Genomic DNA, 18,793 nt, shown 5'->3' on the forward strand with positions numbered 1-18,793 from the left:
CCGAAATTAGTTGACGGTGAGGCCGATGATCAGCCGATGATGCCCATAATGTCGGATTCCTTCATGATCAGAAGGTCTTCGCCNGCCGTATCCGGGATGATGATCCCGCCGGCGGTCTTGGATTCGGATTCGACCCGGCGTACGACCACGCGGTCATGAAGCGGGCGGAACTTCGACTTTGCCATTTTTTCTTCCTCGAATGAGAACGGTGAGAGCTGTTCCTCGATCCGGCGGTGCCGGATGTGCGTTAGCACTCGCCTGGGGAGAGTGCTAACGTGCGCTGAAATAAGCGCGTGGCTTTCGAGAGTCAAGGCGAACGGTGAGCACAATTGTGCCAATTGGAGCCGTGCCGCGATCCGACGGCAGACCCTACCGGCGCCGCGGCGATTTAAGCACCAGAAGCGGACAGCGTTCAGCCAGCCCATAGGTCCCTGTCGGCGCGAGGCGGACACTGTCAAAAAACCGGCTCGCCTCTTCGACCAGCGTCGCCGCCGGGGCGAAACTGTAGACAGTCTGCGAATTCGCATAGACATCGATGGTGCCGATGACCGGCATCTCCCATCCGGTCGTCGCGGCAAGGGCCTCCCGGTCGGCAAACAGCGCATCGAAGGCGTCGAGGATCGCCCGCACCGGAATGGCGCGGTCGGGATCGCCGCCGGCACAAGCCATGGCAATGCGCCATTTGAGTTCGTGGAAGGTCGCGACACCACCGGACAGCGTCAGCGCCCGGACCTCCTGCAGATCCTCCGGCACCTGAGGGCTTGCATAGGCGCGCAATGCAGCCCGCCCATCGGACTTCAGCACACGCGCGATCTCGGCAAGCAGCGCCTGCCGTGCAACCGAGGAGTCCAGCGCCGACAGGCAGCCGTCGCCGATCACCGCCCCGGCGCTTTCGTCGCCCAGCGGCAACTCCAGCCAGTTGCCGATCACCGCCTTGCGTGAGGCGGTATCGCCCGGCCAGATGCCCGATATCATGGCAGTGGACTCGTCGATCGCGAGCATGGTCCTTCCGAGGGCGGCAAGCTCCGGCGTGACCCCGAGCAGCACCACATCGACTGATTGCAGGCTAAGTTCGCGCTCATAGGCGGCGACAGCTTCCGGGCGCGGACACAGCGGCGACCCGAGAAGCCGCCAATGACGGCGAATTGCGTCCCAATGCTCAGTCATGCGGAACGGTTTGGGGAAAGGCTGGACATATTTCCTTCCAGGCTGTTGGTTGCCTTGCGAGTTACCTCATGCAGGAAAGGCCATGGCCCGCATTGCCGTCATAACGCATGAATTTGACCGCTTCCAGAGCCGGCGGGGCCTCCTGCTGCGCCAGGACAGCCCCTACATGCTGTTCGACGTCCTGGCGGAGCTGAAACGGCGCGGTCACTCCGTGCAGATCATGCGTGGACCCTCGGCAAGTCATAACGCCGATATTGCCGTCCTGCATGTCGACGCGACAGTGACGCCATCGGACTATGTCGACTACGCGCGCGGATTTCCGATTTGTCTCAATCTTGGTGCAACCGACATTTCCAAGCGCCGCATCAGCGGTGCGATCCTCGAGGAGGGTGCCAACTGGAGCGGCCAGGTCATCGTCAAGAGCAACCTCAATCATTGGGGGACGCCCGAGGAGCAGCTCAACCGAAAATCCGTTCGCGCCGGCAAGGCAGTGCCTTTCCCGGGCGCGCAGACCTTCGACCGTTATCAGGTGCATGCCTCGCTGGCCGATGTGGCGCCGGAGATTTTCAGGCGTGCCGACCTGATCGTGGAAAAATTCATTCCCGAAATCGAGCCCGACGGGTTTGCGGCGCGGTTCTGGATATTCTGCGGCGATCGGGAGCGCTGCACCCGCTATGTCTCGCCGCAGCGCCTGGTCAAGGGCGACGACACCGTCCGCCGGCAGCCGGTTGCGGTTCCCGACGAACTGCGCGCCTTGCGTCGGAAGCTGGGCTTCGACTATGGCAAATTCGACTTTGTCGTGCATGAGGGCAGGGCCGTGCTGCTCGATGCCAACAAGACCCCAGGTCGCGCCAGGAACCTGTCGAAGATTGTTGCCGCCGGCACAGCCAACCTGGCCGACGGCTTCGAAAACCTCATCCACCAGACCGGACGGGGTCGAATCGGGCGCTAGAGAAACAGTCCCAACTGCGTATGGATGATCGACCGGTAGTCCTCGATGGTGTGGCGGCTTTCCTCCTGGTTCTGGGTCAGCGCCATGCGCACGACGCTGCCGGCCAGCTGGAAGATCAGGAAAACCATACGGCCGAACTCATTGCGTCGCTCTGGCGCGAGAAAGGGGCCGACATGGTCGCAGAACATCGTCGCCTGGCGCCGGGTTTCGGCGATGTCGAGATTCTTCAGCGCCTTGTCAGCCTGGATGGCGTTTTGCAGGTCCTGAATGGCGGGGTCGCCGGCGACGCGCTCATAGTAGTCGTCGAGCAGCCGGTCGGCCGCAGCGATAACGTCGCTCAGCCCGCCGACCTCGGCAACGATCGCGGCAAGCCGGGCGCGGCTCACTTCGGAGAATCGCTCGTAGAGCATCGCCAGGATCGCCGACTTGTTGGGGAAGTAATGATAGACGGTGGCGATCGGCCCGCCGGCCTGTGCGCCGACTTCCTTCATGGTGACGGCGTCGATGCCTTTCTCGCCGATCAGCCGCATGGTCGTCGACAGGATGGCGTCGATGCGCTCGCGGCTGCGCTCCTGTTTGGGCCTGCGCCTCGGTTCGGTCGTCATCTGCACTGCTTCGTTCATGCCGCCATCCTCTCGATCGCCCAGACCATTCGATCGCCAAGACCATCCCCAGCCTTGTTGGTGCCAAGTCCCGCTACTGATTGACAAACGAATATGATCGAGTATCAGTTTCTAAATGCTGACAGACTGTCAGTTTTTTTGCCGTCAGGCAAGGACGTTGGGAGGCGACCGTGACTTCTGCTGGTAACGCGGATGCCGGGAACGGCGACTGGCTGGTCGGCAACCCCACTGGGGCGCAACTCGCCTCGGCATTGTGGATCGGCTCGGTCGGGCTGCTCATTCTCGGGCTGCAGCCGGTGCTTCTCGGCGCGCTCTACACCGAAGGGCATGTCAGCGGTGACGAACTCGCGCTGGTCGCCACGGCGGAGATGATCGCCATCGGCATCGGATCGGCGGCCATCGCCATGATGCTGTCCGCCCACAATATGCGCTTGAAAAGTGCCGTCCTTCTGCTCTTGCTGGCGCTGGCGAACGGGGCGACCGCCCATGCGCTGACCTCGACCTCGCTGATTGCCGCCCGCGCGGTGGCGGGCCTCGCCGAGGGTGGGCTGGTGGCGGTCGCCACGGAACTGATCGCCCGTTCGCGCCGGGCCGAGCGCATCGGCGGCTTCTTCGTCACCCTTCAGACCCTGGCGCAATGCGCCCTTGCCCTGCTGCTGGCGCTTTACGTCATCCCGGCCGCCGGATCGGCAGGCGGCTTCATCGTCCTTGCCGTCGTCTGCATCGCTTCGGTGGCGGTCGCCTTCATCGTCCCCGATAGCTATGCCGACCTGCCCAAGGAGGAACAGTTCAGCAATGTGCTGACCGTTCCTTCGCTTGCCGCTTTGCTGTGCGTCTTCTGCTACTTTATGTTCTTCGGCTCGGTCTGGGCGTTTCTCGAGCCGCTTGGCGCACAATACGGCATCGATGGCCGCAGCGTCGGCCTGATCGTCTCGGCCAGCCTGGCATTGCAGGTGCTGGGCGCAATGACGGCTACCGTCCTCGAGGCGCGTATCGACTACCGCTTCGCCATCGTGGCGATCGGCGTGGTCGCCGTCGCCAGTTCCGTGGTGCTCGCCGGCAGCCCCGGCCTGACGGTTTTCTGGGTCGCGGCCTTGATCATGGGCTTCATCCTTCTGTTCATCGTGCCCTATCAGATCCGGCTGGCGATCACCGCCGACGAGACGCGCACGGCCGTGCTTCTGGTGCCGGCGGCCCAGCTTTTCGGTCTGGCGATCGGCCCGGTCGCGGCATCGCTGCTGATCGACGGCAAGGATTTTCGGCCGGTGCCGGAATTTGCCGCCGCCAGTGCTGCGGCCAGCGTTGTGCTGCTCGGCCTGTTCGTCCTGATCGCACGGCGCCGCCGCGCCATCGCCTGAGACACGACCGGGGGAGCATCTCCTCGATACTTGACTAAGTCAAATAAATGACCGATCGTTGATGGGCAGGAGGCTTCCCATGACGATCCATCATCAACCCGGCAAGGAACGCATCGACGCGGTGCGGGCTTTCAACCGCTTCTACACCCGCCAGATAGGTCTGCTCGACGAAGGCCTGCTGAAAAGCGCCTTCTCGCTGACCGAGGCGCGGGTGCTCTACGAACTGGCGCATCGCGATGGCCTGACCGCCAGCGATCTCATCCGCGATCTCGGCCTCGACGCCGGTTATGTCAGCCGGCTCCTGAAGAAGTTCGAGCACCTGCAGCTGATTGCGCGCGCGCCGCTGGCGTCGGATGCGCGGCAGTCGTCGATCACGCTGACGCCGGTGGGCCGGCAGGCCTTCGCGCCGCTGAACCGGGCTTCGCACGACCAGGTCGCGGCCTTGCTGGAGCGGCTTCCTGCTGCCGAACAGGACCGGCTGGTCAAGGCCATGCAGACGGTGCAGCAACTCCTGGGCGACAGCCCGGAGTCCAAAGTGCCGTATATGCTGCGCCCCTTGCAGGTCGGCGACATCGGCTGGGTGGTGCGCCGCCAAGGACAGATCTACGCACAGGACTATGGCTGGGACGAAACCTACGAGGCGCTGGTCGCCGAAATCCTCGGCGCCTTCGTAAAATCCTTCGATCCAGAATGGGAACGCAGCTGGATTGCCGAACGGCAAGGGGAGGTGGTCGGCTCGGTCTTCGTCGTGCGCAAATCCGACGCGGTGGCGAAGCTGCGCCTGCTCTATGTCGAACCATCGGCGCGCGGCCTCGGCATCGGCAAGCGGCTGGTTCAGGAGTGCATCGGCTTTGCTCGTGCCAAGGGCTACACGACGCTGACCCTATGGACCAACGACATCCTGACCGCCGCCCGCCACATCTACGAGAGTGCCGGCTTCAGGCTGGTGGACGAAGAGCGCCATCACGCCTTCGGCAAGGATCTGGTCGGCCAGAACTGGAACCTGGAGCTGTAGCGCCTTTTCACCGGAAGAAGGCAAGATCGCGCGCAAACGCTCTCACACTCTAACCGGAATCCATATCTCCAGCCCGCCATTGCCACTGCGCGGATCGAACTCCGGGCCGTAGCGTTCGAATTCGGGGCCGTCGGCTATATCGTGCCCCGAGGCCGGCAGCCATTTGTTCCAGATCGTGTTGACGGTGCGGCGGATCGTGGAGATGTGCTCGGCATGGGTGAACACGGCGTATTTCTGCGCCGGCACGCGCACCCGGGAAAGCTCCTTCGGCAGGTCGGAGAAATCCAGCACTTCGACGCCGGCGATGTAATCGAAATTGCCGGCATCGTCGCCGTTGACGCAGACGCCATAGGCGACGTCGCCGGTCTCGCCCGGAATGTTGCCGATATAGGGACCGAAACGCTGCCACTGCATCGGAATGGCAGCGCTGGTCTCGCAGCTGTAGCGTTCACCGAGCCCGGCAATGAGGAAGGGGCGGCCGGTCTCGAAGCGCGGCGGCGGCAGTGAGGCGAGGAAGGACTGGTCCATCAGGATCGGCTCCACGAGGTCGAGATTGCTGAGGCTGCCCTGCGCGCGCACCAGTTCCGGCGTCGTGCCGAACTGGTCGCGGAAGGCACGGGTGAAGGCTTCGTGCGAGGCGTAACCGGCATCGAGCGCGACCGCGAGGATGTCGGGCGCGCCGGAGGCCAGCTTGCGCGCCGCTTCGGTCAGCCGGCGCGCGCGCATATAGCCCATCACCGAACGGCCGGTGGCGGCGCTAAAGGCGCGCGTCACATGAAAGCGCGAGACGCCGCTGCTTTGCGCGACATCTTCAAGCGAGATCGCTTCCGGCAGATGGCTCTCGACAAACCACAGCGCTTTCTCGGTCGGGTTCATAGGTCTCCTCGCATTTGGCGGCACATTTTGTCGGCTTTTTGCGAGGCCAGTTTGATCGAAATTGCGCCTGTCGTAAAATCGAAGGGCGCTGGTCGACTGTGGCAGGTCACCATCGTGGAAAGCCGTTGCTGGGCGGCCTCGGCCTGGCTCGCTGGGACAATATCTGGGCGCGCTAGGTGCGGGCACCACCCTTGCCTATGCGCTGTGGAACCACCGCCGGCTCGATGCCTTCGCCGCCGGCGAAATGCCGCCGAAAGCCTAGGTGTGCCGGTGGCGAGGACGCGCAAGACGACCTTTCTTCTCACGGCGTTCTCGACGGCAATTCACGTCTCGGTCGGGAGGTCATCCGCAACCGTTATTGACTGTGCCATGACCGCATCTGCATGGCTGCCATCCCTCTTTTTCGGCTCTGGTGCAATGCGGCGCCTTGAATGGTAAGCACGCTTATAATATATACCGCTCATGGTTTCCGACGGCATAGATAGATTGGGCTTTTTGATCCACGACGTGCAGCGCCTTATGCGCAAGCGCTTCGAGGCGCGCGCCAGCGGACTTGGCCTTTCCTCGGCACAATGGCGGCTTCTGGTTCGCGTTGCCAAGGAGGCGGGCGTCGCCCAGGCTCGCCTCGCCGAACTTCTCGAAATCGAGCCGATCAGCGTTTCACGCCTTGTCGACCGGATGGAGGAGGGCGGCTGGATCGAGCGGCGCTCCGACGCAACTGACCGGCGCGTGCGTATGATCTTCCCGACAGCCAAGGCGAACGCGGCCTATGCCGAGGTCAAAAGCCTTGCTGGCGAAGTTTATGAGGAATCGCTGGTCGGCGTTTCGCCGGACGACCGCCGCGTCCTTATCCGGGCGCTGGACACCATCGTGCAAAACCTGGCGGACGGCGAGACGTCGTCCTTGAAGAGTACGGAAGGGGCAGCAGCATGAACGCGGCAGCCAAGATAGACGAGAATGTAACCAAGATCGAGACGCCGGCAAAGCCGGCCGCCGAAGCGCCTGCACAGCCGGCCGCAGCACCTGTCGCGGTGGCTCCCCCGGTTCAACCCGCTCCGGCTCCGGTCAAGAAGCGCCGCCTCGGCCGCTTGCTGCTGATGGTCGCCCTGCCGGCCGCGCTGGCCATTGGTGGCGGTTATGTCTGGGTGACCGGCGGCCGCTATCAGGAAACCGAGAACGCCAATTTGCAGCAGGCCAAGGTGTCGATCGCCTCGGACACCGCCGGCCGCATCGTTCAGGTCGGCATCTCGGACAATCAGCAGGTCAAGCAGGGCGATGTGCTGTTTGCCATCGACCCCGAGCCCTACCGGATCGCGTTAGCCCAGGCCGACGCGGCGGTCGCAGTCGCACGCGTCGGAATCGAACAGCTGCGCGCCGCCTACAGCCAGGCACTGGCGCAGGAAAAGTCCGATGCCAGCCAGGTCGACTACGCGCAGTCGCAGTATGACCGCGCCGCCGACCTTGCCCAGAAGGGCATCAACGCCAAATCGTCGCTGGACGAGGCCAAGAACGATCTCGACAAGGCCAGGCAGCAACTGGCCGTTGCCGAGCAAGGCATCATCAGCGCCAAGGCGGCTCTCGCCGGCAATCCCGATATCGAGACCGACAAGCATCCGACGGTGATGGCCGCACTCGCCGCGCGCGACAAGGCCGCCTACGATCTGGCGCAGACCACGGTCAAGGCGCCGGCCGACGGCGTCATCAGCCAGGCCTCCTCGTTCAAGGTCGGCCAGTATGTCGGTTCCGGCACGCCGCTGTTTGCGTTGGTCGAGACCGGCGACACCTGGATCGATGCCAATTTCAAGGAAACCCAGCTTACCCACATGAAGCCTGGCCAGAAGGCCGAGATCGTCGTCGACACCTATCCGGGCAGAACTTTCGAGGCCACCGTCAAGGCGATCGGCGCCGGCACCGGCGCGGAGTTTTCGCTGCTGCCAGCTCAAAACGCGACCGGCAACTGGGTCAAGGTCACGCAGCGCATTCCGGTGCGCCTGGAGCTGACCGATGCCGACGCCAAAATGGCGCTGCGCACCGGCATGAGCGCCTCGGTTACGGTGGATACCGGCGTTGCCCGCGGCTTCCCCGCTATCTTCGGCCACGCCACCGCAGGCGAAGCACAATAGACTGTGAATGGACCGTGATCTCGAAAAGCAGGAACACGGCCCGGCAGAACGCCCGCCGCAGGCGAGGTGAAGTTGAGATGACAGGATCGGTCCGACGGCAGGTTGAACGAGGGGTGGATTGGACCGGGCCGCATCGCGGCCTGCCCAGAACCTGGACCATCTCGGCGCCCATCCTTCGGACCTTGGATTTCCGGGCGGCAAGCGCCTGATGTGTCGAGACCTTCGATCGATGTAACCCCCACATCGATAGATCGCGTCCCACCGCGATGAGGGTCTCTTCACCAGAGAAGGCCTCGCCGCCCGGAAACCTAATGTACACGTTTTTGTTACCTGTCGGAAGTTCCGCATCATGACCACACCAGAACCTTTCAAGGAAGTGCCGCATCGCGGCCTGATCACTGTGGCGCTGATGCTGGCGACGGTCATGCAGGCGCTCGACACCACGATTGCCAATGTCGCGCTGCCGACCATGACCGGCGACCTCGGCGCGTCGCCCGACAACATCAACTGGGTGTTGACCTCCTACATCGTTGCCGCCGCGATCATGACGCCGGTGACCGGCTGGCTGGCCGACCGCTTCGGCCGCAAGGAACTGTTCCTGGCGGCGGTTGTCGGCTTCACCGTGTTCTCGATGCTGTGCGGCATTGCCTGGAGCCTGGAGAGCATTGTGTTCTTCCGGCTGATGCAGGGCGTGTTCGGCGCAGCCATCGTGCCGCTGTCGCAGACCTTCCTGCTCGACATCAACCCCAGGGAACGCCACGGCCAGGCGATGGCCATCTGGGGCGCCGGCATCATGCTAGGGCCGATCCTGGGTCCGACGCTGGGCGGTTGGCTGACCGAGAATTTCAACTGGCGCTGGGTGTTCTTCATCAACTTGCCGGTCGGCATCATCGCCTTCCTCGGCATGGCAGCCTATTTGCCGGTCGTTGCCCGGCGGATACGCAGCTTCGATTTCTTCGGTTTCGCCATGATTTCGCTCGGCGTCGGCGCACTGCAGCTGCTGCTCGACCGCGGCGGCGAGGTCGACTGGTTTTCCTCGGTCGAAATCTGGATCGAGCTTGCTCTTTCGATCACCGGCTTCTGGGTGTTCATCATCCACACACTGACGGCGGAACGTCCTTTCATCGACCCCAAGATCTTCCTCGACCGCAATTTCGTCACCGGTCTGGCCTTCATCTTCGTCATGGGCGTGCTGATCCTGGCCTCGATGTCGCTGCTGCCGCCGATGCTGTCGACCATCTTCGGCTATCCGACCGTCACCATCGGCGTCGTCCTGGGGCCGCGCGGTGTCGGCACGATGATTTCGATGCTTGTCGTTGGACGGCTCATGAGCAGGATCGACGCCCGCATCCTCGTCGTCATCGGCTTTCTGCTCACCGCGCAGTCGCTCTACACCATGTCCTCCTTCACGCCGCAGATGGACAATTGGCTGATCCTCAGCTCCGGCGTCATCCAGGGCCTGGGCATGGGCATGGTGTTCGTGCCGCTGTCCACGGTGGCCTTCGCCACGCTCGACGTGCGCTTCCGCACCGACGCCACGGCCCTGTTCAGCCTGGTTCGAAATCTCGGTTCGTCGATCGGCGTGTCGGTGGTGACGGTTCTCATGGTGCGCAACACGCAGGTCAATCACACCGAATTGTCGGCCTTCATCAACCCATTCAACTCCAATTTGTGGGCGCTCTCGCCGGCGGCAGCAGGCGGCGATCCGACGGCACTTTCGCAGGTGGACCGCATGGTCAACATCCAGGCGATGATGATCTCCTACGTCAACGACTTCAAACTGCTGATGGTGATGACGCTGGTTGCCATTCCGTTTGTCTTCCTGCTGCGCAAGCCGAAGGCCGCTCCGGCCGGCGCGGCCGCTCCTGCCGCGCATATGGATTGAGGCGGGCGCCGGTAGCGCTGGCAGCAAGCTGGTTGCCCCTGATGATTTGTTGCTCGGATGATCGTCAAAACCCGCGTGTGCAAAATAATATCGCTAATGAGCCGTTGGAAGTTCATTTGAAATGACATTTGCACCTTTGGTATCTGGTTGCTGACGCCTCCAATTCCGTTACAGTTCATCTTGAATTAGCACATCTGTAACATTGTCAGTCGACTTTCGTCTGGCACGACAGAGGCCCTTTCTTGTTTCAGGTGCCAAACCGGAGGAGGTCTGTTTGGTCACGAAGTCATCCAGAAGATCCGTCGGGGCGCGCGGGCCGGTGGGCGTAGCCGCGTTGGCAAGACTGGCTGACGTCTCCTACGACACGCTCGAGGGAGAACTTCGCACGACCATTGCGGGTCTCGAAGGGCAGACCCTGCGCTTCGAGACTGCGATCGAGAATATTTCGCAAGGCATCTGCTTTTTCGATGCCGATGAACGGCTGATCCTGAGCAACCGGCGCTATGCGGAAATCTACCGCATTGCGCCCGAGGAATTGCGGCCTGGCGTGACACTGAGCGAAATAGTCGAACGCCGCGTTGCCGCCGGCACGGCGGCGACGGCCGCCGACACCTATCTCGCAACGGCTCGCTCGATCAATTCGGGCAAGGCTTCGCGGCTCTGGACCGCCAAACTTGTCGATGGTCGCACAATCCAGATCCGTAACCAGCCCATGCCCGATGGCAGTTGGATCGCCACGCATGAGGACATCACTGAACTCCTCGCCAATCGGCAGATCGTCGACGAGCGCATTTCGCTGCAGGCGCTGATCGACTGGGTGCCCGATTATCTCTGGGTCAAGGATACGCAAAGCCGTTTCGTCGTGGTCAACAGCGCCCTTGCGACCGATAGCGGCCGCAACAAGACCAGCGACATGATCGGTTTGACCGATTTTGATCTCCACCCCCCGGAAGTTGCGCGGAAATTTCGCCTGGTCGAGCAGCGCCTGCTCAAGAGCGGACAACCAGTGATCGACGCGGAAGAGTTTGTCGTCGATGCGTCGGGGAGCGGCAAATGGCTTTCGTCGACGAAGGTGCCGTTGCGCAATCGCCAAAATGAAATCTTCGGCCTGGTTGGCATTGCCCACGACATCACCGCCCGCAAGCAGGCGGATGTCCTTCGCAGCGGGCAGGCGCAGATCCTCGAAATGATTGCCACGAGCGCGCCGCTGGAGGACGTGCTCGACCGCCTCATGCGCTTCGTCGAGGCTCAGTTGAAGGGGATATTCGGTTCCGTCCTGCTGCTCGACAAGGACGGCGTTCATTTGCGTCACGGTGCGGCGCCGGGCCTGGCGAAAGCCTATACGAGCGCCATCGATGGGGCGGCCATCGGTCCCAAGGTGGGATCCTGCGGAACCGCCATCTACCGGCGGGAACCGGTCATTGTTACCGATATTCTGCAGGATCCGCTTTGGGACGATTACCGCGAACTGGCGGCAGCCCATGGCTATCGTTCGTGCTGGTCAACCCCGATCCTGTCGCATCGGGGCGTCGTGTTGGGCGCCTTTGCCATGTATTCGATGACCGTGCGCGAACCCACCCATGCCGAGACCCGCCTGATCGAATTCACCACACACATTGCCGGCATCGCGATCGAGCGCAAATTGGCGGAAGACCAGATCCACTTCATGGCCAACCATGATGCGCTGACCGGCCTGCCCAATCGCGCTTTGCTGGAGGATCGGCTTTCCCAGGCGGTCCTCTACGCGCAGCGATACAATCGCTGGATGACGGTGGTGTTCATCGATCTCGACAATTTCAAACTGGTGAACGATACGTTTGGCCACAATGCCGGCGACGAACTCCTCAAGACCGTCGCCAGCCGTTTGGTTGGATGCGTGAAGGCCACCGACACCGTCGTGCGGCTTGGCGGCGACGAATTTGTCATCGTCCTGTTCGACCAAACCACCAATGTCGATGTGGTCTCGGAAACCCTGCAGACGATCAGGGATGCGATCGCGGAACCGGTTCTTGTCGGAGAGCATCGGCTGAGAACGACGGCCAGCATCGGCATCGCAAATTACCCGAAGGACGGGACCAGCCCGGATACGCTGTTGGCCAATGCCGACGCCGCCATGTATCGCGCCAAGGAATTCGGCCGCGACAATTTCCAGTTCTATGCCCCGGAGTTCAACTCAACGGCACATGAAAAATTCCTGCTTCAGGAGGAATTGCGAAACGCGCTCGCCCGGTCGGAATTCGCTCTGCATTATCAGCCACAGGTGGATCTGCGATCGGGGCAGGTTTTCGCCGTCGAAGCGCTGGTGCGCTGGAACCACCCGACGCGAGGCCTGGTTTCGCCGGCGATGTTCATCCCGACCGCCGAGGAGACCGGGCTGATCGTGCCGCTCGGCGACTGGATCCTGCACGAAGCCTGCCGGCAGAACAAAGCCTGGCAGCGCGCCGGTCTGTCGCCCGTAACCGTCTGCGTCAACGTGTCGGCGCGGCAGTTCCGGGAGAAGAACCTGATCGACCGCGTCGTCAACGCATTGAAGGAAAGCGGCCTGGAGGCGAGGTATCTCGAGCTCGAAGTGACGGAAAGCCTGATCATGCAGGATTTCGAGCTGGCGGTCGCAACGATGAACGGACTGCAAAAGCTCGGCGTGCAGATATCGATCGACGATTTCGGAACAGGCTATTCCAGTCTCAGCGCCCTCAAGACGTTTCCGGTGGCGCGGCTGAAGATCGACAAGTCCTTCATCAACGATCTCGCGACCGACGAGAACGATCAGGCGGTCACTGGCGCCGTGATTTCCCTGGGGCAGAAGTTGAACCTTCGGGTGCTGGCCGAAGGTGTCGAAACGGAAGACCAGGTCGCCTTCCTGCGCAAGAACAATTGTGACGAGGTGCAGGGCAATTATTTCAGCGAACCCCTGTCGGCTGGGGATATCGGCGAGCTGATCGCGAAAGGCTGACGGCTGGCTCGCGCCGTAACCGCTGGCTGCTATTTTCCGAGCACCAGGCTCCAGTAGCGGATGGCGCTGTCGCGTCCGTCGCGTACATAGGCGAGGCCGAAGCGGCTGAAATCCGGATCGAGCATGTTGCGGCGGTGGCCAGCCGAATGCATCCATATGTCGAACAGTTTCTGCTGGTCGAAGCGGCCCTCGGCGATGTTCTCGGCGGCGGCGCCCCGCACGCCATTGTCCTTCATCCGCGACGCGAAATCCTTTCCCCAGCCCGTCGTGTGGCTCATGCGTTCGCGTGAGGCCATATAGCCGGCCTGCTGCCGAGCGGCCTGCTCGAGCTGGGCGTCCGGCACCAGCGCCGGCAGTCCGGCCGAAGCTCGGATGCCGGCCAGCGTCGCGGTGGCCGAGGACGACACACCGGCGCCTTCGCCGGTCGGCACCGAGACCGTGCTGCAAGCAGCGAGGCCGGCCATGGCTGCAAGGCCGATCAGCAGCAGGCGCCTGTTTGGTTTTGGACTTGCTGCGCCAGAGCGGGTTTGCGCGAGCGGGTGATTGGTGCTGCAGATCATTGTCATGCGAGCTGACTTAGCGGCGATCATGGCTTTTGCCGGGCAGGGCCGCGAAAATCTCAATCGCTGGCCTCCGTGCGGGTTCGGCCGATCGATTCGAATGGGAAGGTCGGCGGCCGATGTAGTCTCGGCGCGTTGCCTCCGATCAGCGTTGCGCGTCGGTCGCCATTTTAAGCGCCAGCCCGGCAAGCACCGTGCCCATCATCCAGCGCTGGATGACCATCCATAGCGGCCGTCCGGCAAGGAAGGTCGCGATCGAACCGGCCGTTACCGCGATGATGGCATTGACGGTCAGGCTGATCGAGATCTGCGTGGCGCCGAGCACCAGAAGCTGCGACAGCACATGGCCCTTGCCCAGCGAGATGAACTGCGGCAGCAGCGACAGATAAAGCACCGCCACCTTGGGGTTGAGGAGATTGGTCATCAGGCCCATCGCGAACAGCTTGCGCGGCCTGTCCTTCGGCAGTTCGCGCACCTGGAATGGTGAGCGCCCGCCGGGTCGCACCGCTTGCCAGGCGAGCCATAGCAGATAGAGCGCGCCGGCAATGCGCAGTGCGTCATAGGCAAACGGCACGGCAAGCAGCAGCGCGGTGATGCCCAGCGCAGCCGATACGACATAGAACAGAAAGCCGGCCGCCACGCCGCCGAGCGAGATCAGCCCGGCCTTGGGGCCTTGCGACAGCGAGCGCGAGATCAGGTAGATCATGTTCGGCCCGGGCGTCAGCACCATGCCCAGGCAGACCAGCGCGAAGGCGAGATGGTTGGCGGTTTCGGGCACGGGCAATCTCCGGGAGGCGGTGACGATACCGAGCACGCGTTTTGACTCACCGCAAGAGCATGATGGCCGGAGACTTTGCGCCAGCGTCGAAAAATGTCGAAAGCGGCGAAGCCGTCAATTTCCCCCGCAAGGGGGAAGATCAGCAGCTTCAACCCTCAGCTCACCACGCGCAGGTTCGAGAGCTCGTTTGCGATTTCCTTGAAATTGTCAGACAGCGTGGCGCCGGTCGCGTTCCAGAACAGTTTTGCAGGCTTGCTCGGGTCGGTCGGATCCTTGCGGAAGCGCGAGTCCGACGAGCACGTCTTCAGTGCCTCCATCGCGCTCTTGTCGCCGGCGTCGGTCGTCGACATGTCGAGCGCCACCGTCATCACCATGATGTTGGCCGCCTTGGCGTTGTTGCACAGCGTCGCCATCTGCTCGTTGAGCGCGGCGGTGTAGTTGCTCGACGAATAGTTGAGCTGGCCGATGGCGCTCGACGTGCCGCCGAACAGGCGGGTGACCGCAGTGCCGTTGTAGCCGACGCCGGTATAGCCATAGCCGGCATAGGTCGACTTGTTGCCGGCGGGGTCGGAACTCACCGTCGAATAGGTGTTCTCGCCGTCGGTGAGCACGATGACCACCTTGTCATTGCCTCGTTCCGTCTCAGGACGTCCTCCTGTGAAAGGCTCCGTGCTGGAGACGGTGCGCCAGCCCCAGGCCATGCCTTCCGGCACATTGGTGTTGCCGTTGGGCGCCATCAGGTCGATTGCTGCCTTGATCTTGGTCAGCCCGGCGGCGTTGGCGACGTCGGTCAGCGGTGTGATCGGCGTGGTGGTGCAGCTGTAATTCGGACCTGCACCCGTCCCCAGCACCGGAGCATTGATCGGCCGTGGCTGGAAATACTTGGCCATGTTGGACTGCCTGGTCTTGCCGGTGGTGCTCGCCGGATCGTCGTTCCACCAGCTGTTGGCTGCGCCATAGGTCTTGGGGGCCACCTCGTCGGGGTCCTGCGTTATGTACCAATGATTGCCCGGCTCATCCGGCGCAAACATCGGCACGAACATGGTCGCGGGATCGCCGACGCCGGTGCCGGTGTTGTTCGGTCCGCCGGAGGCCGGCGCGTCGTTGACATTATAGGGATAGGGCCGCACTTCGACGCAGCCCTGCCAGCTGGCGAACGGTCCGTATGTGTCGTTGTAGTCGTATTCGTTGTGGCTGTCCGAGCATGTATGATTGGCGCGATATTTGTCGCAGACCACGCGTTTGCTGCCGACGATGCGCTCGTGGCTGGTGACCACCTTCATGTCGCGGTAGAGCGAGAAGCGGGTCAGCATCTGCCCCTCCTGCTCACCCCAGCCAGTGCCTTTCTTGTACCAGATGCCGCCGATCTTCTGGGCATATTTGTCGGCTGCGTTAAGCGTGGACCAGGCGAAATTCTCATTGTGGATGGGCGACAGCCCGTAGGCGTCGATCCACGACGCGTTGTCGTTGCTGGCGCCGACATTGACCGAGGCGGCGAACGGCACAAGGCTGAACTGGACCGGCTTGTCGATCTGCTTGATCATCGCGGCCTGCAAGGCAAGCGTGTCGACGAGCTGCTTGGCGGCTTGCTTGAGAAGGTCGATGCGCTTTTGTCCGGCACCCGTGCCCGTGTTCGACATCGACCCCGAATTGTCGAGCACCATGGCCACTTCCAGCGTGTTCTTCAGCCGGACTTGCGAACACACGGAGTAGGTGACGTTTTCCGACGTCCTGCCGATCAGCATCGCCGCTGCCGGCAGGAAATAGGGCTTGTAGACCAGGCTGGCGCACAGCTTGACGATGCCGCCGCCGGTCGTGCTGCTGGGCAGCGTAACGCTGAGCGTCGTGTCGGCGGGATCGACGTCGTTGAGGTTTGCCTTGAAGAAGTCGAGCGCATAGGCCCGCAACTGGTCGTCGGTGGCGCCTTCCACCAGCCGGCGCGCGGTGGCGAAGTTGGCGGCGTCGAGCGCGTTGACCACCCTCTGCTTCTCGCTGACCACGCCGGTGTAGTCGACGGCCATGGCCACGCCGCCCATCAGTGGCACCATCGCCACAACGGTCATCAGAGCGTAATTGCCGCGGCGGTCACGCCAGAAGTCACGTCGGAATGTGCGCCAGAGTTCACGCATGTGATGTAAGCGGCCCCGCCTGCGGATTCTTCAATGCCGCCACAGTTTCACAAAACGTTGAAGGACGGGTTTGGGAAACTGCTCGATTGCGCGGATAGCGCTTCACCAGGCGCTAACCAAATGCGCCAGCTGCCGAACGCAAAACGCCCCGCCGAGGCGGAGCGCCTTGTTCGAAAGATCGCGCCGATCAGCTGACGATGCGCAGGTTCGACAGTTCGTCGGCGATTTCCTTGAAACTTTGCGACAAGGTGGCGCCGGTCGCGTTCCAGTACAGCTTCGCCGGTTTGCTCGGGTCGGTCGGATCCTTGCGGAAGCGCGAATCCGAGGAGCATTTCTTGAGCGCATCTATGGCAGTCTTTTCCGCCGGCTTGGAACTAACAAGGTCGAGCGAGACGGTCATCAAGAGAATGTTCGAATTCTTCGCATTGGCGCAAAGGGTTTGCATCTGCTCGTCAAGCGCGGCCGTGTAGTTGGTCGCCGTATAGGTTGTCTTGGCGACGGTCGTGTTGACGAACAGGCGGGTCGCAGGCTCCACTGGCTTCGGAAAATTAGGGCCGGTGTAGCCATAGGCGGCGTAGGTCGATCCATTCTTGGCGTAGTTGCTGGTCATGTCGTTGCTGGGGCCGATGCTATAGGTGTTTGCGCCGTCGGTCAGGACGATGACCACTTTGTCGTTGCCTCTTTCGGTGTTCGGCCGGCCTTGCGTAAAAGGCTCGTTGCTCGACACCGTCCGCCAGCCCCAGGCCAGCCCTTCCGGCACGTTGGTGTTGCCCGTCGGGGCCATGGCATTGATGGCATCCGTCAGGATTTTCTTGCCATCGGTGGTGGTTATGTCCTGCAACGGCGTGATCGCGGCGGTCGTGCATGCCGAATTGGGTCCATCATCGGCCGCAGCGGCTGCTGCGTCCCAGGGCTTTGTCAGAAAATACTTGCGCATATCCGCCTGGCGTTTGGGGACAGTCAGCGTGTCGGAATAATCGATCCACCAATTGTTGGCGTAACCCCACGTCGATGTGCTGGTGCGAGTTGTGTCGGTCCAGAAATTGCCAGCTTCGTCCGGCGCGAACATCGGCACGAACATGGTGGCGGGCGTCCCAGTGGTCGGCGACGTGTCGTCGTCATTATAGGGATACGGCCTCGCCTCCACGCAGCCCTTCCAGGCTTCGTATTTGGCGACGACTGAGGTCTTGCAAGTGCCGTTCGAGTTTTTCTTCGTACAGGTCGTTGCCATCATGTCCTGATAGAGGGTGAAACGCGTCATCTCCTTGTCTTTGTCTGTGCCCCAGCCCGTGCCGCGCTGGTAGTAAACGCTGCCTACTTTTTCGATCCATTTGGTGGCATTTGCCGCCGCTGTCATCGTCGACCAATCGAAGTTCTGATGATGGATCGGGGAAATGCCGGTCGTGTCCAGCCACGTCGGCAATGGAGCCGGGGGGATCGGAGCGCCGACATTGACCGACGCAGAAAACGGGACCAGCGAGAACTGCACCGGCTTGGTCACCTGCTTCATTTGTGCGGCCTGGAGCGCCATTGTATTGACAAGCTCGGTCGCGGCCTTCTTGAGCAAATCTATTCGCGGCTGGCCGGTGCCGGAGCCGTTGATGCTCATAGAGCCGGAATTGTCGAGCACGAGAGACACTTCCAGCGTGTTTTTGAGGCGGATCTCCGAGCATGCCGATGTTGTGACGTCGGCGGCGGTTCTTCCGATCATCATGGCCGCTGCCGGCAGGAAATAGGGGTGGTACGTCAATTCGGCGCACAGCTTCAGCGTGCCACCACCTGCGTTGTTGTTGGGAAGCGTCACCGTCAGGGCCGTATTGGCTGCTTTGACGCGGCCGAGATTGGCTTCGAAGAAATCCTTCGCATAGGCCTTGACTGCCGTGTCGGTCGCCCCGGTGACGATCTGCTGTGCCGTGGCAATCCCGGCGGCATCCAGCGCGTTCAGCATGTTCTGCTTTTGGCGCAAGAGATCGGTGTAGTCGATGGCAAGCGCCAGCGCGCCCATCAAGGGCACCATGGTGATCACTGTCATCAAGGCATAGTTGCCGCGTCTGTCGTTCAGAAATCTGCGGATCATGCCTTCAGCACCCCTGCCAGGACCCCAATATCGGTCCGAAGATGCCCACAAAATCGTTAAATTTCAGGTTGCTGAAATGCGTTCAACATAGGCCCATCTTTTCAAGGCTCGTTAACCACTCGGCCCTGGTGATCAGCGGTGCGACATTGTTTCGATAGACCGAAGCTCGGAGAAGGGTGGTTCCTGCCTGTGCAACCTTCGATCAGCCCGTTGCGCAACAGCCTGGCAAGTGCCGAAAAGCTGGTGACAGGATGAAACGCTTCGGTTAATGCGGGGCCGGTTGCGGCGGACCGTCGG

General features: G+C 62.2%; 15 protein-coding genes. 7 read left to right on the top strand and 8 right to left on the bottom strand.

What is annotated here, in order from left to right:
• Positions 1-29: 29 nt before the first annotated feature.
• Together X756_RS01000000165720 and X756_RS147605 are read right to left on the bottom strand one after the other, a co-directional pair.
• Positions 30-185 (bottom strand): hypothetical protein, encoded by a 156-nt coding sequence (locus X756_RS01000000165720; protein ID WP_023730452.1) that lies wholly within the window; start codon positions 183-185, stop codon positions 30-32.
• Positions 186-369: 184 nt separating this feature from the next.
• Entirely contained in the window at positions 370-1,167 is a 798-nt protein-coding gene (locus X756_RS147605) for a methyltransferase domain-containing protein (RefSeq protein ID WP_023730453.1), read from the bottom strand.
• A gap of 82 nt (positions 1,168-1,249) precedes the next feature.
• Between X756_RS147605 and X756_RS147600 the strand changes: the two genes are divergently transcribed.
• Positions 1,250-2,119, top strand: coding sequence for a hypothetical protein (locus X756_RS147600; RefSeq protein WP_023715203.1), 870 nt, complete (start codon positions 1,250-1,252; stop codon positions 2,117-2,119).
• Here X756_RS147600 and X756_RS147595 read toward each other — a convergent pair.
• A complete protein-coding gene (locus tag X756_RS147595; protein WP_023700644.1) occupies positions 2,116-2,742 on the bottom strand; it encodes a TetR/AcrR family transcriptional regulator in 627 nt (208 codons plus the stop codon). The two genes, X756_RS147600 and X756_RS147595, sit on opposite strands and share 4 nt — an antisense overlap.
• Before the next feature lie 170 nt (positions 2,743-2,912).
• On the opposite strand from X756_RS147595, the gene X756_RS147590 reads away from it, so the two are divergent.
• The gene (locus X756_RS147590) at positions 2,913-4,100 is read left to right on the top strand and encodes an MFS transporter (RefSeq protein ID WP_023730454.1); all 1,188 of its coding nucleotides are present in this window, start codon (positions 2,913-2,915) and stop codon (positions 4,098-4,100) included.
• A gap of 79 nt (positions 4,101-4,179) precedes the next feature.
• Entirely contained in the window at positions 4,180-5,115 is a 936-nt protein-coding gene (locus tag X756_RS147585) for a helix-turn-helix domain-containing GNAT family N-acetyltransferase (protein ID WP_023712754.1), read from the top strand.
• A 42-nt stretch (positions 5,116-5,157) separates the two neighbouring features.
• On the opposite strand, the gene X756_RS147580 is transcribed toward X756_RS147585, so the two are convergent.
• A complete protein-coding gene (locus X756_RS147580) occupies positions 5,158-5,991 on the bottom strand; it encodes an AraC family transcriptional regulator (protein ID WP_023682983.1) in 834 nt (277 codons plus the stop codon).
• 462 nt (positions 5,992-6,453) lie between these two features.
• Here X756_RS147580 and X756_RS147575 point away from each other — a divergent pair, with 462 nt between their 5' ends.
• The 4 genes from X756_RS147575 to X756_RS0134755 all read left to right on the top strand — a co-directional run bounded on the left by X756_RS147575 (position 6,454) and on the right by X756_RS0134755 (position 12,952).
• Complete coding sequence (locus X756_RS147575) at positions 6,454-6,924, top strand: MarR family transcriptional regulator (protein WP_023705728.1); 471 nt, start codon at positions 6,454-6,456, stop codon at positions 6,922-6,924.
• Positions 6,921-8,114 carry an HlyD family secretion protein gene (locus X756_RS147570; protein ID WP_023730455.1) on the top strand — a complete coding sequence of 398 codons (1,194 nt, stop codon included), beginning with the start codon at positions 6,921-6,923 and terminating at the stop codon, positions 8,112-8,114. Before X756_RS147575 ends, X756_RS147570 begins: the two co-directional genes overlap by 4 nt.
• A gap of 349 nt (positions 8,115-8,463) precedes the next feature.
• Positions 8,464-9,999, top strand: a complete 1,536-nt coding sequence (locus X756_RS147565; protein ID WP_023730456.1) for a DHA2 family efflux MFS transporter permease subunit — start codon at positions 8,464-8,466, stop codon at positions 9,997-9,999.
• A gap of 334 nt (positions 10,000-10,333) precedes the next feature.
• Entirely contained in the window at positions 10,334-12,952 is a 2,619-nt protein-coding gene (locus X756_RS0134755) for an EAL domain-containing protein (protein ID WP_023689552.1), read from the top strand.
• 29 nt (positions 12,953-12,981) lie between these two features.
• Here the strand turns inward: X756_RS0134755 and X756_RS147560 are convergent, their stop codons facing one another.
• From X756_RS147560 to X756_RS147545, 4 genes are all read right to left on the bottom strand, one after another.
• Complete coding sequence (locus X756_RS147560) at positions 12,982-13,518, bottom strand: CAP domain-containing protein (protein ID WP_023730457.1); 537 nt, start codon at positions 13,516-13,518, stop codon at positions 12,982-12,984.
• Between the two features lie 139 nt (positions 13,519-13,657).
• Positions 13,658-14,290 (bottom strand): LysE family translocator, encoded by a 633-nt coding sequence (locus X756_RS147555; protein ID WP_023730458.1) that lies wholly within the window; start codon positions 14,288-14,290, stop codon positions 13,658-13,660.
• Positions 14,291-14,445: 155 nt separating this feature from the next.
• Positions 14,446-16,419 carry a pilus assembly protein gene (locus tag X756_RS147550; protein WP_023689555.1) on the bottom strand — a complete coding sequence of 658 codons (1,974 nt, stop codon included), beginning with the start codon at positions 16,417-16,419 and terminating at the stop codon, positions 14,446-14,448.
• Between the two features lie 187 nt (positions 16,420-16,606).
• Positions 16,607-18,496 (bottom strand): pilus assembly protein, encoded by a 1,890-nt coding sequence (locus X756_RS147545; RefSeq protein WP_023694757.1) that lies wholly within the window; start codon positions 18,494-18,496, stop codon positions 16,607-16,609.
• Between the last annotated feature and the right edge of the window lie 297 nt (positions 18,497-18,793).

The sequence above is a fragment of the Mesorhizobium sp. LNJC405B00 genome (genome assembly GCF_000502615.1).
Taxonomy (GTDB): Bacteria; Pseudomonadota; Alphaproteobacteria; order Rhizobiales; family Rhizobiaceae; genus Mesorhizobium.

Coding starts and splice junctions, on each gene's coding strand:
- X756_RS147575 (WP_023705728.1), top strand. CDS start 6,454: ATGGTTTCCGACGGCATAGATAGATTGGGCTTTTTGATCCACGACGTG.
- X756_RS147585 (WP_023712754.1), top strand. CDS start 4,180: ATGACGATCCATCATCAACCCGGCAAGGAACGCATCGACGCGGTGCGG.
- X756_RS147565 (WP_023730456.1), top strand. CDS start 8,464: ATGACCACACCAGAACCTTTCAAGGAAGTGCCGCATCGCGGCCTGATC.
- X756_RS147600 (WP_023715203.1), top strand. CDS start 1,250: ATGGCCCGCATTGCCGTCATAACGCATGAATTTGACCGCTTCCAGAGC.
- X756_RS147560 (WP_023730457.1), bottom strand. CDS start 13,518: ATGACAATGATCTGCAGCACCAATCACCCGCTCGCGCAAACCCGCTCT.
- X756_RS147550 (WP_023689555.1), bottom strand. CDS start 16,419: ATGCGTGAACTCTGGCGCACATTCCGACGTGACTTCTGGCGTGACCGC.
- X756_RS147545 (WP_023694757.1), bottom strand. CDS start 18,496: ATGATCCGCAGATTTCTGAACGACAGACGCGGCAACTATGCCTTGATG.
- X756_RS147580 (WP_023682983.1), bottom strand. CDS start 5,991: ATGAACCCGACCGAGAAAGCGCTGTGGTTTGTCGAGAGCCATCTGCCG.
- X756_RS147595 (WP_023700644.1), bottom strand. CDS start 2,742: ATGAACGAAGCAGTGCAGATGACGACCGAACCGAGGCGCAGGCCCAAA.
- X756_RS147605 (WP_023730453.1), bottom strand. CDS start 1,167: ATGACTGAGCATTGGGACGCAATTCGCCGTCATTGGCGGCTTCTCGGG.
- X756_RS147570 (WP_023730455.1), top strand. CDS start 6,921: ATGAACGCGGCAGCCAAGATAGACGAGAATGTAACCAAGATCGAGACG.